13 protein-coding genes are annotated in these 14,956 nt (G+C 70.1%); 12 read left to right on the top strand and 1 reads right to left on the bottom strand.

The window, feature by feature from the left end:
* The first annotated feature begins 62 nt into the window (after nucleotides 1–62).
* From rimP to EV647_RS04015, 8 genes are all read left to right on the top strand, one after another.
* Nucleotides 63–593, top strand: coding sequence for a ribosome maturation factor RimP (rimP, locus tag EV647_RS04050; RefSeq protein WP_238175129.1), 531 nt, complete (start codon nucleotides 63–65; stop codon nucleotides 591–593).
* A 1-nt stretch (nucleotide 594) separates the two neighbouring features.
* Entirely contained in the window at nucleotides 595–1,587 is a 993-nt protein-coding gene (nusA, locus tag EV647_RS04045; RefSeq protein ID WP_133786256.1) for a transcription termination factor NusA, read from the top strand.
* 44 nt (nucleotides 1,588–1,631) lie between these two features.
* Nucleotides 1,632–1,961, top strand: a complete 330-nt coding sequence (locus EV647_RS04040) for a YlxR family protein (RefSeq protein ID WP_133998568.1) — start codon at nucleotides 1,632–1,634, stop codon at nucleotides 1,959–1,961.
* A 135-nt stretch (nucleotides 1,962–2,096) separates the two neighbouring features.
* Entirely contained in the window at nucleotides 2,097–5,309 is a 3,213-nt protein-coding gene (gene infB, locus EV647_RS04035) for a translation initiation factor IF-2 (RefSeq protein WP_133998565.1), read from the top strand.
* A gap of 100 nt (nucleotides 5,310–5,409) precedes the next feature.
* A complete protein-coding gene (gene rbfA / locus EV647_RS04030) occupies nucleotides 5,410–5,847 on the top strand; it encodes a 30S ribosome-binding factor RbfA (protein ID WP_202870369.1) in 438 nt (145 codons plus the stop codon).
* Nucleotides 5,848–5,867: 20 nt separating this feature from the next.
* Nucleotides 5,868–6,758, top strand: coding sequence for a tRNA pseudouridine(55) synthase TruB (gene truB, locus EV647_RS04025; RefSeq protein WP_133998562.1), 891 nt, complete (start codon nucleotides 5,868–5,870; stop codon nucleotides 6,756–6,758).
* A 34-nt stretch (nucleotides 6,759–6,792) separates the two neighbouring features.
* Nucleotides 6,793–7,635, top strand: coding sequence for an LLM class flavin-dependent oxidoreductase (locus EV647_RS04020; RefSeq protein ID WP_133998559.1), 843 nt, complete (start codon nucleotides 6,793–6,795; stop codon nucleotides 7,633–7,635).
* 20 nt (nucleotides 7,636–7,655) lie between these two features.
* Nucleotides 7,656–8,561, top strand: coding sequence for an NAD-dependent protein deacetylase (locus EV647_RS04015; protein WP_133998556.1), 906 nt, complete (start codon nucleotides 7,656–7,658; stop codon nucleotides 8,559–8,561).
* Nucleotides 8,562–8,601: 40 nt separating this feature from the next.
* On the opposite strand, the gene EV647_RS04010 is transcribed toward EV647_RS04015, so the two are convergent.
* Nucleotides 8,602–9,657: an SGNH/GDSL hydrolase family protein gene (locus tag EV647_RS04010; protein ID WP_133998553.1), complete on the bottom strand. Its 1,056-nt coding sequence runs from the start codon at nucleotides 9,655–9,657 to the stop codon at nucleotides 8,602–8,604.
* Nucleotides 9,658–9,776: 119 nt separating this feature from the next.
* Here EV647_RS04010 and EV647_RS04005 point away from each other — a divergent pair, with 119 nt between their 5' ends.
* The 4 genes from EV647_RS04005 to EV647_RS03990 all read left to right on the top strand — a co-directional run bounded on the left by EV647_RS04005 (nucleotide 9,777) and on the right by EV647_RS03990 (nucleotide 14,952).
* Nucleotides 9,777–10,739 (top strand): bifunctional riboflavin kinase/FAD synthetase, encoded by a 963-nt coding sequence (locus tag EV647_RS04005; protein ID WP_133998550.1) that lies wholly within the window; start codon nucleotides 9,777–9,779, stop codon nucleotides 10,737–10,739.
* A 135-nt stretch (nucleotides 10,740–10,874) separates the two neighbouring features.
* Entirely contained in the window at nucleotides 10,875–11,147 is a 273-nt protein-coding gene (gene rpsO, locus EV647_RS04000; RefSeq protein ID WP_130379758.1) for a 30S ribosomal protein S15, read from the top strand.
* Nucleotides 11,148–11,425: 278 nt separating this feature from the next.
* Nucleotides 11,426–13,642 (top strand): polyribonucleotide nucleotidyltransferase, encoded by a 2,217-nt coding sequence (locus EV647_RS03995; RefSeq protein WP_133998547.1) that lies wholly within the window; start codon nucleotides 11,426–11,428, stop codon nucleotides 13,640–13,642.
* Nucleotides 13,639–14,952 (top strand): pitrilysin family protein, encoded by a 1,314-nt coding sequence (locus tag EV647_RS03990; protein WP_133998544.1) that lies wholly within the window; start codon nucleotides 13,639–13,641, stop codon nucleotides 14,950–14,952. Before EV647_RS03995 ends, EV647_RS03990 begins: the two co-directional genes overlap by 4 nt.
* Nucleotides 14,953–14,956 lie beyond the last annotated feature (4 nt).

Here is a 14,956-nt window from a genome sequence, read left to right as displayed (position 1 = left end):
TGCTCTCGGCCGAACCGCCGGGAGCCGAACGGGTGCACAACTGGAGAGAGGCAGGTCAACCTGTGAGCCGAAAGCCGGGCCCCACGAGCCACACGGACACCACGAGCCTCGAGAATTTCCTGCGGCCGATCGTCGAGCAGTTCGGCTGCGACCTGGAGGCCGCGGACATCACGCCGGCCGGGCGCCGCCGCCTGCTGCGCGTCCTGGTCGACCGCGACGGCGGCATCAGCCTGGACGACATCGCCGAGGTGACCCGGGCCATCTCCAAGGCGCTCGACGCCGACGACATCATGGGCGAGGGCGCCTACACGCTGGAGGTCTCCAGCCCCGGCGTCGACCGGCCGCTCACCCTGCCCCGGCACTGGCGCCGCAACATCAGCCGGCTGGTCGCGGTCACGCTGAGCGACGACACGAAGCTGACCGGCCGCATCAAGTCCGCCTCCGAGGAGGCGGCCGAACTGGACGTCGACGGCAAGCGGCAGAGCGTCGCGTACGCCGACGTGGCCAAGGCCAAGATCCAGATCGAGTTCAACCGGACCGCCGGCAACGACGAAAAAGAAACACCTGCCGACGGCACGGTGGAGGAGAACTGACATGGACATCGACATGGCCGTGCTGCGGTCGCTGGAACGGGAGAAGGACATCTCCCTGGACGTGGTCGTCGAGGCGATCGAGCAGGCGCTGCTGGTCGCGTACCACCGCACCGAGGGCGCGCAGCAGCACGCCCGCGCCGAGCTGGACCGCAAGACCGGGCACGTGACCGTCTTCGCCCGCGAACTGGCCGAGGACGGCACGCTGGCCCGGGAGTACGACGACACCCCCGCCGACTTCGGCCGGATCGCCGCCACCACGGCCAAGCAGATCATCCTGCAGCGGCTGCGCGACGCCGAGGACGAGGTGCGGTACGGCGAGTTCTCCGGCAAGGAGGGCGACATCGTCTCCGGTGTCGTCCAGCAGGGCCGCGACCCGCGGTCGGTGATGGTCGACCTCGGCAAGATCGAGGCCGTACTGCCGGCGCCCGAGCAGGTGCCGGGGGAGAAGTACGAGCACGGCTCCCGCCTGCGGGTGTACGTCGTCGGCGTCCGGAAGGGCTTCAAGGGACCGCAGATCACGGTCAGCCGGACCCACCCGAACCTGGTGAAGAAGCTGTTCGCGCTGGAGGTCCCGGAGATCGCCGACGGCACCGTCGAGATCACCGCGATCGCCCGCGAGGCGGGGCACCGGACCAAGATCGCCGTACGGACCCTGAACCCGTCGGTGAACGGCAAGGGCGCGTGCATCGGGCCGATGGGTCAGCGGGTGCGCAACATCATGCACGAGCTGCACGGCGAGAAGATCGACATCATCGACCACAGCGACGATCCGGCGACCTTCGTCGGGAATGCGCTGTCCCCGGCGCAGGTTACGTCTGTCGAGGTGGTGGACGCCGCGGCCCGTGCCGCGCGCGTCGTCGTACCCGACTACCAGCTCTCGCTGGCGATCGGCAAGGAAGGGCAGAACGCCCGCCTCGCCGCCCGGCTCACCGGCTGGCGGATCGACATCCGGCCGGATACCGATGTGACTGGTGAGAGCGAGAAGGTAGACTGATCTCTCGGTCGGTCGACTGAGTCGTCACCACACCCCGAGGAACTGTGACAGAAACTGCAGACGCGCGCCCTGAGAAGCTTCGGGAGCGCACCTGTATCGGGTGCCGGAGACGGTGCAGTCCGACTGACCTGCTGCGGATGACGGTATCCGAAGGACTTGTCCTTCCGGATCCCGATCGTCGGGCACCCGGTCGCGGGGCGCATCTGCACCCGGCGATCGAGTGCTTCGAGTTGGCCGTCCGGCGCAAGGCGTTCCCACGGGCCTTCAAGGTCCAGGGTCCGCTCGACGTGACCGGGCTGCGGGAGTACGTCGCGCAGCGTGATAAGCAAGAAGCAGTGCAAAAGGCGGCCACCCGGCCGTCCGCGGCGGTCTGACCGGACCGTCGTGACCGACATGAAGGCGGGTCATCGACTCATGACCACTCGATGAGTGTCGAACGATGAGTGCAATGCGATGAGCATGTACGTCAACTAACGGTCCGCGCCCAGGCTCGGACCAGAGGGAGAGTAGTGGCAAAGGTCCGGGTCTACGAGCTCGCGAAAGAGCTCGGAGTTACCAGCAAGGTCGTTCTGACCAGACTGAACGACATGGGCGAGTTCGTCCGATCGGCATCCTCGACCATCGAGGCACCGGTTGTTCGGAGGTTGGCGGAGGAGTTCGAGAAGAACCCGCCGAAGAAGCGTGCGGCCAAGAAGGCCGCCGCCAGCACGTCTGCCGCGCCGCAGGCGACCGCACCGGTCGCACCGGCGCCCAAGCCGGCCCAGCCGGCTGCCCCGAAGGCTCCGGCCGAGCGCACCGCGCCGGCCGCTGAGGTGCGCACCGAGGCGGCTCCGGTCGCCGAGGCCCCGGCGGCTGCGGCCCCTGCGGCCGAGTCGGCGCCGGTGAAGTCGACGCCGGGAATCAAGCCGGGTCCGCGTCCGGGCCCGAAGCCGGGTCCGCGCCAGGAGTCCGCTCCGGCCGAGCCGGCTGCGCCTGCTCCGGTCGAGTCGGCTCCGGTCGAGTCCGCTCCGGCGGCGAGGACGGAGTCCCCGGCAGCGCCGTCGTTCGAGGCTCCGGCCGCGAAGGCAGCCCCGGAGACCCGTGGCCCGTCGGCCCCGTCGGCTCCGTCCACTGGGCCGCGTCGTACCGGTGGCGAGTCCGCGGCCCGTCCGGGTCCGCGTCCGGCGCCGGGTGCGAGCCCGCGTCCGGGCGGTCAGGGCGGCGGCCAGGGTACTGGTCCGCGTCCGGGTGGCCAGGGTGGTCCGGGTGCAGGTCCGCGTCCGGGTGCGCCTCGTCCGGGTGCCCCGCGTCCCGGTGCGCCCCGTCAGGGCAGCCAGGGTGGCGGCGGTCCGCGTCCGGGCGCGCCGCGTCCGGGCAACAACCCGTTCAGCTCGACCCAGGGCATGCAGCGCGGTGGCGCACGCCCCGGCCCGGGTGGCGGCGGTGGCGACCGGCAGGCTCCGAGCCCGGCCGGGATGGCTCCGCGTCCGCCGCAGGGTCGCAGTGGCGGCGGCGAGCGCGGCGGTAGCGACCGTCCGCGTTCCGGTGGTGTTCCGGGCGCCCCGCGTCCGAACCCGGCGATGATGCCGAAGTCCTCGGCCGGTACGTTCACCGGCCGTCCCGGCGGCGGCTCCGGCGGTCCCGGCGGCGGCGGTGGCGGCGGCCGTGGTCGTCCCGGCGGCGGCCCGGGTGCCGGTCCGCGTGGCGGTGGCGGTGGCGGCGCCGGTGGCGGCTTCCGTCCCGGTGGCGGCGGCCCGAGCGGCCCGCCCGGTGGCGGCGGTGGCCGTCCGGGTCCGGGCAACCGCGGTCGTGGCGGGACGCAGGGTGCCTTCGGGCGTCCGGGCGGTCCGGCGCGTCGTGGCCGCAAGTCGAAGCGGGCGAAGCGCCAGGAATTCGACAACATGCAGGCTCCGGCCGTCGGCGGCGTGCGCGTCAAGCACGGTGACGGCGAGGTCGTGAAGCTGCCGCGTGGCGCGTCGCTGACGGACTTCGCCGAGAAGGTCGGAGTCGACCCGGCGTCGCTGGTCCAGGTGCTGTTCCACCTCGGTGAGATGGTGACCGCGACCCAGTCGGTGAACGAGGAGACGCTCGAGCTGCTCGGTACCGAGCTGAACTACGACGTCCAGATCGTCTCGCCGGAGGACGAGGACCGCGAGCTGCTGCAGTCGTTCGACATCGACTTCGGCAACGACGAGGGCGACGACAGCGACCTGGCTCCGCGGCCGCCGGTGGTGACCGTCATGGGTCACGTCGACCACGGTAAGACGAAGCTGCTGGACGCGATCCGGATGGCGAACGTCGTGGCCGACGAGGCCGGCGGGATCACCCAGCACATCGGTGCGTACCAGGTGACCACCGAGGTCGACGGCCAGGAGCGGGCGATCACCTTCGTCGACACCCCGGGTCACGAGGCCTTCACGGCCATGCGTGCCCGTGGTGCGCAGGCCACCGACATCGTCATCCTGGTGGTCGCGGCCGACGACGGCGTGATGCCGCAGACGATCGAGGCGCTGAACCACGCCCGTGCGGCGGGTGTCCCGATCGTGGTCGCGGTGAACAAGATCGACGTCCCGGCGGCGGACCCGACCAAGGTGCGCGGTCAGCTGACCGAGTACGGCCTGGTCCCCGAGGAGTACGGCGGCGACACCATGTTCGTCGACGTCTCGGCCAAGTCCCGGATCAACATCGACGGCCTGCTCGAGGGCGTCGTACTGACCGCGGACGCGGCGCTGGATCTGCGGGCCAACCCGAAGATGCACGCCGAGGGCATCGCGATCGAGGCGAACCTCGACAAGGGCCGTGGTCCGGTGGCGACCGTGCTGGTGCAGCGCGGCACGCTCCGGGTCGGCGACTCGATGGTGGTCGGTCCGGCGTACGGCCGGGTCCGGGCCATGCTCGACGAGCACGGCAACACCGTCGAGGAGGCGACCCCGTCGCGTCCGGTCCTGGTGCTCGGTCTGACCGCCGTACCAGGTGCGGGTGACAAGTTCCTGGTCGTCGACGACGACCGCCGGGCCCGGCAGATCGCCGAGCGGCGCGAAGCCCGTGCCCGTGCGGCCGCGAACGCCAAGCGTCGTGTCCGTCGTACCCTCGAGGACTTCATGGCCTCGATGGAGAAGGGCGAGGCCCAGGAGCTGCTGCTGATCCTCAAGGGCGACGTGTCCGGTTCGGTCGAGGCGCTGGAAGACGCGCTGGTCCGGATCGAGGTCGGCGACGAGGTCAACCTGCGGATCATCGACCGCGGTGTCGGTGCGATCAACGAGAACGACGTCAACCTGGCCATCGCGTCGAACGCCGTCATCATCGGCTTCAACGTGCGGCCGGCGGGCAAGGCCGGGGACCTGGCCGAGCGCGAGGGCGTGGATGTCCGGTACTACTCGGTCATCTACTCGGCGATCGACGACATCGAGGCCGCCCTGAAGGGCATGCTCAAGCCGATCTACGAGGAGGTCACCCTCGGCCAGGCCGAGATCCGGGAGATCTTCCGCTCCTCGAAGGTGGGCAACATCGCGGGTTGCTGGGTGACCAGCGGCCTGCTCAAGCGGAACGCGAAGGTCCGGTTGATCCGGGACGGCGCGGTGGTCGTCGACAACACCGAGCTGTCGTCGCTGAAGAGGTTCAAGGACGACGCGTCCGAGGTCCGCGAGGGCTTCGAGTGCGGTCTGACCATCAACAACTTCAACGACATCAAGATCGGCGACGTCGTCGAGGCGTTCGAGCTGCGCGAGAAGCCGCGGAGCTGACAGCAGGTGGTGCCCCTGATCCCAGGGGCACCGGAGTAACGTCCGGAGAGGCGCTGGTCGCCTCTCCGGACGTTGTTCATGAATGAAGGGGTGAGCCCTGATGGGTGAAGCAAGGGCGAAGCAGTTGGCCGACCGGATCCAGGTGCTCGTCGCGGAGCTGCTGGAGCGCCGGGTCAAGGACCCGCGGCTCGGATTCGTCACGGTCACCGACGCCCGGCTGACCGGCGATCTGCGCGAGGCCAGCGTCTTCTACACGGTGTACGGCGACGAGCAGGCCCGCGCGAGCACCGCGGCCGCTCTGGAGTCGTCGAAGGGCCTGATCCGCAGCGAGGTCGGCAAGGCGCTCGGTCTGCGGCACACCCCGAGCGTGGCGTTCTTCCTGGACGCCGTGCCGGAGACCGCGGGGCACATCGAGGAACTGCTCGAGAAGGCCCGGACGGCCGACGCCGAGGTGGCCAAGGCCGCCGCGGGCGCGAAGCCGGCCGGCGACGCGGATCCGTACAAGCACAAGGACGACGACGAGGACGAGCAGGACTGAGTGGGACTTGGGGTACGTCGTTGAGCCTTGACTTCACGCCGGCGTCGGACGGGATCGTGGTCGTCGACAAGCCTGCCGGCCTGACCTCGCACACTGTCGTCGCCCGGATCCGCCGGCTGGCGGGCACCCGGAAGGTCGGTCACGCCGGCACGCTGGACCCGATGGCGACCGGTGTCCTGGTGGTCGGCCTGAACCGGGCGACGCGGCTGCTCGGCCACTTGCAGCTGGCCGACAAGTCGTACGACGCCACGATCCGGCTCGGCGCCACCACGACGACCGACGACGCCGAGGGCGAGATCATGTCCACGACTCCCGTCGACGGCATCACCGCCGAGGCGATCTCGGCGGCCGTCGAGGGGTTCCGCGGGGAGATCTCGCAGATCCCGTCGAAGGTGTCGGCGATCAAGGTCGACGGCCGGCGTGCGTACGAACGGGTGCGAGCCGGCGAAGAGGTCGCGCTCAAGGCCCGGGCGGTGACCGTGTCGCGCTACGACGTCCTCGACGTCCGGCCCGACGCCGACGGGATCTCGGTCGACATCTCGGTCGACTGCTCCAGCGGCACCTACATCCGGGCACTGGCCCGCGACCTCGGCGCCGAACTCGGCGTCGGCGGTCACCTGACCGCGCTGCGCCGTACCCGGGTCGGATCCTTCGACCTCACGACGGCGCACACTCTGGAGTCCCTCGCCGAGTCCTTCGACTGGCTCCCGATCGCGGACGTTGCCGCAGGCACCTTCCCGCGGTACGACGCCGACGACGCCCAGGCGACCGCGATCCGCACCGGCCGCCCACTGCCAGGCCTCGAACTGCCCGTCGGACAAACCGCGATGTTCGCCCCGGACGGCACCTTCCTGGCGCTCTACGAACCGCACGGCCCCGTCGCCAAACCCACCGCGGTCTTCGTCAGCTGATTTCTGTCGGTGGGGCGGCGTACCGTCCTGTCGCATGAAATACGGGTTCGTGATGGCGTACGGCGATGCGCGGGCCGCGGCTGAGCTCGCGCCGATCGCCGAGGCGCACGGCTGGGACGGGTTCTTCGTGTGGGAGTCGATCTGGGGGATCGACGCCTGGGTCATGCTCGGTGCCGCGGCGATGACGACCGAGCGGATCAGGCTCGGGACGATGCTCACGCCGCTGCCGCGCCGAAAACCGTGGGACGTGGCGGGACAGGTCTCGACCGTCGACAACCTCAGCGGCGGCCGGGTGATCCTCTCGGTCGGGCTGGGCGTGACGGGAGACGACCGGTTCTGGCTGTTCGAGGACGATCCCGGACGGAAGGTCCGCGCGGAGCTCATGGACGAGTCGCTGGAGCTCTTGCCGCATCTGTGGCGCGACCAACCGTTCGAGTACTCCGGCAAGCACTACCAGGCCCGCAAGATCGCCGAGCTGATGCCACCGGCGCCACCGCCGCCCGTGCAGCAGCCGCGGGTCCCGACCTGGGTCGTGGGCGGTTGGCCGCGGCCGAAGTCGATGCGCCGCGCGGCGCTGCAGGACGGCTGGCTCCCGGCGTACGTCGGCGACGGCGAGGTGACGCCCGAGGTCGTGGCCGAGGGCGTCGCCTGGATCCGCAAGGAACGCGAGGCACACGGCCTGACGATGGACGGGTACGACGTGGTCGCGGAAGGCACGACCCACGCCGACGACGCCAAGGCAGCGGACACGGTCCGTCCGTGGGCCGAGGCGGGCGCGACCTGGTGGATCGACGCCGACTGGTCCTCGATGGATCCCGTCACCGTCCGCCAGGCTGCCGAGCGCCGCCTGAAAGCGGGTCCGCCCCGCGTCGATTGATCTGCACGTACGCTGGAGTGGTGCGTTCTCGTCCGACGTTGGAGTGGTCCCCGGGCCCTGAGGTGCTGGCTTTGGAGCCGGGCGCGACGGACATCGGCCCGGTCGCGCAGACCGTGGCCGCCGGGCGCGTCGTCGTACTGAGTGGCGCCGGCATCTCGACCGAATCGGGGATCCCGGACTACCGCGGCGAGACCGGCAGCCTGCGGACGCACACCCCGATGACGTACGGCGACTTCACCGCGAGCGAGGCCGCCCGCCGGCGGTACTGGGCACGCAGCCACCTCGGCTGGCGCACCATCGCCCGCGCCGCCCCGAACGACGGCCATCGCGCCGTCGCAGCCCTCCAGGCCCGCGGCCACCTGAGCGGCATCATCACGCAGAACGTCGACGGACTGCACCAGGCGGCCGGCGCCCGCGACGTGATCGAACTGCACGGCAACCTCGACCGGGTGATCTGCCTCGGCTGCGGGACGACGTCCGCCCGCGAGGTTCTCGACCGCCGCCTCCGCGCCGCCAACCAGGCGTTCACGGCCGAGGCGACCCGCATCAACCCGGACGGCGACGTCGAACTCCCCGAGGACGTCGTCCGCACGTTCACCGTCGTTCCGTGCACGGTCTGCGGCGGCGTGCTCAAACCCGACGTGGTGTTCTTCGGCGAGAACGTCCCGAGGAGCCGCGTCGAGCGCTGCTACCGGCTGATCGACGACGCGAACGCCGTCCTCGTCCTCGGTTCGTCCCTCACCGTGATGTCCGGGTTCCGCTTCGTCCGGCACGCCGCCAAGGCCGCTACGCCGGTGCTGATCGTCAACCAGGGCTTGACCCGCGGCGACCCGTACGCGACGTACCGCATCGATCTCCCGCTCGGACGGGCCCTGACGGCGCTGACGGAACTGCTGGAAGAAGCCAGCGGGCCGAGCCACGCGTGAGGTGGCCCGGCCCGTGGTCCGCAGTACGGATTGGAAAGGGTCAGCGTTGCGCGCTGGTCCGTACGCGGTTCAGGGAGGCCTCGAGGGCCTTGGGGGAGGGAGCGGCCTGGGGTGACGCGGCCCGGGGTGATGCGGCGGCCTGCTTCGCCAGCGTGCGCGCCCGGGCGGCCCACGCGGCCTGCTCGGCGGCGGTGACGACCGGCTGTGCGCCGATGAGCGTCTTGTAGGTGAGCGCGGCCATGCCGGCCTCACCCTCGAAGCGCGGGTGGTAGTTCAGTGCCCGCAGCAGGTTGATGTCCTTGCCCTGGATCCACGCCTGACCGTCCGGGGCGCACGCGTCGTGCCCGGTGGACGGCCCGAAGGTGTCGACGTACGTCGCTCCGCCGGCCTCGGCTGCCGCGGAGACGGCCGCGTTCAGCTCCTCCTCGATCGAGTACAGGTACGCGTAGTCGCCGTCGGCGAACGGGAGGATCGACGGGCAGGTCCCGTGCTCCGGCGCGATCTTCGGGTAGCCGACCAGCACGACGGTGGCCTGCGGCGACCTCGCCCGGATGCCCTGGACGACGATCGCGATCCGGGTCTGCGTCTGGGTGATCTTGGTTTTCAGCGTGTCCACGCCGTCGACCGTGAAGTGCGCCTTGCACGGCGCTCCGGTCGGGTCGGAGGCGCGCAGCCCGGGGCAGGTGCCGATGATGTCGCCGAAGACGCCGAAGTCGTTGCCGCCGATCCCGAGCGTCACCAGGTCGGTGTCCGGCGTCAGCGCGTCGAACTGCGGCGCGGCGGTGCCGAGGATCGTGCTCTGCGGCTGGGTCATGTTCGTGGTGTCCGCCCCGCCGCAGCTCACGTCGGTGAACCGGTGGACGCCGAGCGCCCCGGCCAGCAGCTTCGGGTAGTTGCTGTACGAGCGGGCGCACCCGAGCGACAACAGGTCGGCCAAGGGGACGAACGGCGCGGACGTGTACGAGTCGCCCAGTGCGACGTACCGCTCGAAGCCGGTGGATGTCGTGGAGCTCGGCGCAGCGGTGGCGGCAGCGGCAGGTAGGCCGGCCACCAGAGCGAGTGCAGCGCAGACAGCAACCAGACGGCGTAGCTTCACGAGACCTCCCCAGGCTCATCCAGTGCGCGGCCCACCATAAGTTGAGTCACCGCACGATTACAAGGGGTGATCGCGGACCTGGTGGACGCAAGGGAGGCGGGGCATGGAATCCTGCTGCCATGCGTGTCTGGCACGGATTGGACGAGGTGAGCCCGGACTTCGGGCCGACCGTCGTCACCATCGGCAACTTCGACGGCGTGCACCGGGGTCACCAGGAGGTGCTCGCGCACGCCCGCGCGCGTGCGGCCGAGCTGGGTGGTCTGCCGGTGGTGGCGATGACCTTCGACCCGCACCCGATGCGGGTCCTGCGGCCCGACCATGCGCCCCTGCAGCTCAGCGATCCCGCCCGGCGCGCCGAGCTGCTCGGCGAGGCCGGCGCGGACGCGGTGCTGATCCTCCCGTTCACCAAGGAGGTGTCGCACTGGTCGCCGGAGGAGTTCATCGAGCGCACGCTGGTGAACGCGCTGCACGCGAAGGCGATCGTGGTGGGTGAGAACTTCCGCTTCGGCCACAAGGCAGCCGGCCACGTCGACACGCTCGTCCAGGCGGGAACGCAGTACGGCTTCCAGGTCGAGGGGCTGAGCCTCGCGGGGGACGAGCAGCCCTGGTCGTCGACGTACGTGCGGCAGCGGCTCGCCGACGGCGACGTGGAGGCCGCCGCGGAGGCGCTCGGCCGCCCGCTGCGGGTCACCGGCGTGGTCGTCGAGGGCGACAAGCGCGGCCGCGAGCTCGGCTACCCGACGGCGAACATCCCGGCCGACCCGGGCGCGGCGGTCCCGCAGGACGGCGTGTACGCCGGATGGCTCACCGTGCTGACACCGGCACCGGGCGCCCCGGCGTACCCGGATCCGCTGCCCGCGGCGATCAGTGTCGGCAGCAACCCGACCTTCGACGGCGTCGACCGCCGGGTGGAGTCGTACGTGCTGGACCGCGACGACCTCGAGCTGTACGGCGCCACGGTCGCGATCGATTTCGTGGCCCGGCTGCGCGGTACGCAGATCCGATTCGACAGCATCGACGAGCTGCTGGTGCAGATGAAGGCCGATGTCGACGGTGCGCGACGCCTGCTCAGGGCCGATTAGGCACCGGCAGGGCTGATTAGGGGGCGCGTCCACAGGCTGATACGCTGGCTGCTGCCGTCTGAACGGCCGCGGATCGAGAGTGCTCGGGTGAAGAATGCCCCGGTGCGCCGCGCAACGGAAATCGAGAGGACTCCTGTGTCATCTGTTGATGCCGCAACGAAGAAGAAGATCATGGGCGAGTACGCCCTGACCGAGGGCGACACCGGGTCCCCCGAGGTCCAGGTTGCGCTCCTGACGCACCGCATCGCTCACCTCACCGAGCACCTGAAGGAGCACAAGCACGACCACCACAGCCGTCGTGGCCTGCTGCTCCTGGTCGGTCAGCGCCGCCGGCTGCTGAACTACCTGGCGAAGAAGGACATCAACCGCTACCGGTCCCTGATCGAGCGGCTCGGCCTTCGCCGATGACTTCGCGAGGAGCGGCCCCCGAGACTCGGGTGGCCGCTCCTGGCGTATCCACGCCTTGGTGTGGAACAACTGAATATCGAATCACGTAAGACGTACGAGGCGACGCGAAGCGCGTGGCGGGACCACGACCGGTCCTCGGTAGTGGCTTTCGGGTACAGCCAGATGGTTGGCACAGACCCGCGAGCCTCGATCGAAGACCGGCATCCCGGAAGCTCGCGCCTCGCAGTCGTCACACTGTGAGAGAGGGGTATCCCGTGTCGGGATCCACACGTGCGCCCATGGAGGGCGCCGAATTCGCTGAGGCCGTCATCGACAACGGCAGCTTCGGCACCCGTACCATCCGCTTCGAGACGGGCCGTCTGGCCCAGCAGGCCGCGGGCTCCGCGGCTGCCTACCTCGACGGCGACACGATGGTGCTGTCGGCCACCACGGCCAGCAAGAAGCCCAAGGACCAGTTCGACTTCTTCCCGTTGACGGTGGACGTCGAGGAGCGGATGTACGCCGCCGGCCGCATCCCGGGCTCGTTCTTCCGCCGGGAGGGCCGTCCTTCCGAGGAGGCCATCCTGACCTGCCGGCTGATCGACCGCCCGCTGCGGCCGTCGTTCGTGTCCGGCCTGCGCAACGAGATCCAGGTCGTCATCACGGTCCTGGCGCTGAACCCGGACAAGCTGTACGACGTGCTCGCGATCAACGCGGCGTCGATGTCCACCCAGATCGCCGGGCTGCCGTTCTCGGGCCCGATCGGCGCCACCCGCGTCGCGCTCATCGGCACCCAGTGGGTCGCCTTCCCGACGCACACCGAGCTCGAGGACGCCGTCTTCGACATGGTGGTCGCCGGTCGTGTCACCGAGTCCGGTGACGTCGCGATCATGATGGTCGAGGCCGAGTCGACCCCGACCACCTTCGACAAGGTGGCCGCGGGCGCGCAGGCGCCGACCGAGGAGATCGTCGCCGAGGGCCTCGAGGCCTCCAAGGCGTTCATCAAGACCCTGGTCGACGCGCAGTCCGAGCTGGCGGCCAAGGCCGCGAAGCCGACCGGTGAGTTCCCGGTCTTCCCGGACTACCAGGACGACGCGTTCGCCGCGGTCGAGGCTTCCGCCAGCGAGGAGCTCGCGCAGGCGCTGACGATCGCCGGCAAGCACGAGCGTGAGGACGCCACCGACGCGGTCAAGGCCGCCACGGTGGACAAGCTGGCCGCCGACTTCGAGGGCCGCGAGAAGGAGCTGTCCGCAGCGTTCCGCTCGCTGACCAAGAAGCTGGTCCGGCAGCGGGTGCTGAAGGAGAAGGTCCGCATCGACGGCCGCGGGCTGGCCGACATCCGGCCGCTGAAGGCCCAGGTCGGCGTGCTCCCGCGGGTACACGGTTCGGCGCTGTTCGAGCGCGGCGAGACCCAGATCATGGGTGTCACCACGCTGAACATGCTCCGCATGGAGCAGCAGCTGGACACGCTCTCCCCGGAGACCCGCAAGCGGTACATGCACAACTACAACTTCCCGCCGTACTCGACCGGTGAGACCGGCCGGGTCGGTTCGCCGAAGCGCCGCGAGATCGGTCACGGCGCGCTGGCCGAGCGGGCCCTGGTGCCGGTGCTGCCGTCCCGCGAGGACTTCCCGTACGCGCTGCGCCAGGTGTCCGAGGCGCTCGGCTCGAACGGGTCGACCTCGATGGGTTCGGTCTGCGCCTCGACGCTGTCGCTGCTGAACGCCGGTGTGCCGCTGAAGGCCCCGGTCGCCGGTATCGCGATGGGCCTGATCTCCGGTGAGATCGACGGCGAGACGCAGTACGTCGCGCTCACCGACATCCTGGGCGCGGAGGACGCGTTCGGCGACATGGACTTCAAGGTCGCCGGTACGAAGGACTTCGTCACCGCCCTGCAGCTGGACACCAAGCTGGACGGCATCCCGGCCAGCGTGCTCGGCGGCGCGCTGACCCAGGCCAAGGACGCCCGCCTGACGATCCTGGACGTGATGGCCAAGGCCATCGACGCGCCGGGTGAGATGAGCGAGTTCGCGCCGCGGGTCATCTCGGTGAAGGTCCCGGTCGACAAGATCGGCGAGGTCATCGGCCCGAAGGGCAAGATGATCAACCAGATCACCGAGGACACGGGCGCCGACATCTCGATCGAGGACGACGGCACCGTGTACATCGGCGCGACCGACGGCCCGTCGGCCGAGGCGGCCCGGGCCGCGATCAACGCGATCGCGAACCCGACCATGCCGGAGAAGGGCGAGCGCTACCTGGGCACGGTCGTGAAGACGACCAACTTCGGTGCGTTCATCAGCCTGCTGCCGGGCAAGGACGGCCTGCTGCACATCAGCAAGCTGCGTCCGCTGGCCGGTGGCAAGCGCGTCGAGGCCGTCGAGGACGTGCTCTCGGTCGGTCAGAAGCTGCAGGTCGAGATCGCCGAGATCGACGACCGCGGCAAGCTCTCGCTGATCCCGGTCATCGAGGGTGAAGAGAAGTCCGAAGAGAAGGCTGCCGAGTCCGCCGAGTGATTCGAGCAACCACCAGCACGCTGCTGAGCCCGGAGGCGGGCGGTCCGGTGAAACGGACCGTCCTGCCCTCCGGGCTCCGCGTGCTCTCCCAGTCGGTGCCGGGCTTCCGCTCGGTCACGTTCGGCCTCTGGGTCGGCGTCGGCTCCCGCGACGAGCCGGAGCAGCTGGCCGGTGCGACGCATTTCCTCGAACACCTGCTGTTCAAGGGCACCGAGCGCCGCGACGCACTGGAGATCTCCGCCGCGATCGACGCGGTCGGCGGCGAGATGAATGCATTCACCGGCAAGGAGTACACCTGCTACTACGCGCGGGTGCTGGACTCCGACCTGCCGCTCGCGGTCGACGTGATCTGCGACATGATCACCTCCGCCACGCTGACGAACGCGGACGTGGAGAGTGAGCGCGACGTCATCGACGAAGAGATCGCGATGCACGCCGACGAGACGTCGGACCACATCCACGACCTGTTCGCCGAACAGCTCTGGGGCAAGTCCCCGCTTGGTCGCTCGATCACCGGTACGCCGGAATCGGTCGCCGGGCTGTCCCGCCAGCAGGTCGTCGGCTGGTACCGGCGCCGCTACAAGCCCTCCAACATCGTCGTCTCGGTGGCCGGCAACGTCGACCACGCCGACGTGGTTCGCCTGGTTCGCAAGGCGTTCGAGCGTCATTGGGTGACGGCCGAGGCCGAGCCGGCCGCTGTACGACGTGGTTCCGGCAAGACCGTTCCGACGTACGGCGGGGTGCAGGTGCACCACCGTGACGTCGAGCAGGCGCACCTGGTGCTCGGGATGCCCGGGCTGGTCCGGAGCGACGAGCGCCGTTACATCGCCGGCGTCCTGCACGGGATCGTCGGCGGCGGGATGTCGTCGCGGTTGTTCCAGGAGGTGCGGGAGAAGCGCGGACTGGCGTACTCGGTGTTCACGTTCGGTTCGGCGTACGCCGACGCGGGCATGGTCGGCGTATACGCGGGCTGTCTGCCGAAGAAGGCTCCCGAGGTCCTGGACGTGATCCGCGGTGAGCTCGAGTCGATTGCCCGCGGCAACATCACTCCCGACGAGCTGCTGCGCGGCAAGGGGCAGATGCGCGGCTCGGTCGTGATGGGCCTCGAGGACGCCGGCGCCAAGATGACCCGGATCGCGAAGGCCGAACTCGTGTACGGCGAACTCCCCACCGTCGACGAGATCCTGCACCGCATCGACTCGGTCACCCTCGACGACGTGACAGCCCTGGCCGCCGACCTCTACGCCGGCACCCCCGCCCTCACCGTCATGGGCCCCTTCAAAGAAGACACCACCGCCTTCACCCTCTGAATCT

It is taken from the genome of Kribbella sp. VKM Ac-2566 (assembly GCF_004366005.1).
Classification (GTDB): domain Bacteria; phylum Actinomycetota; class Actinomycetes; order Propionibacteriales; family Kribbellaceae; genus Kribbella; species Kribbella pratensis.
This window is presented reverse-complemented; position numbering and strand designations above follow the sequence as displayed.

Excerpts from the sequence above, each read along its gene's own strand:
- rbfA (WP_202870369.1), top strand. The coding sequence starts at position 5,410 with ATGGGTGAAGCAAGGGCGAAGCAGTTGGCCGACCGGATCCAGGTGCTC.
- EV647_RS03995 (WP_133998547.1), top strand. The coding sequence starts at position 11,426 with ATGGAGGGCGCCGAATTCGCTGAGGCCGTCATCGACAACGGCAGCTTC.
- EV647_RS04005 (WP_133998550.1), top strand. The coding sequence starts at position 9,777 with ATGCGTGTCTGGCACGGATTGGACGAGGTGAGCCCGGACTTCGGGCCG.
- nusA (WP_133786256.1), top strand. The coding sequence starts at position 595 with ATGGACATCGACATGGCCGTGCTGCGGTCGCTGGAACGGGAGAAGGAC.
- EV647_RS04020 (WP_133998559.1), top strand. The coding sequence starts at position 6,793 with ATGAAATACGGGTTCGTGATGGCGTACGGCGATGCGCGGGCCGCGGCT.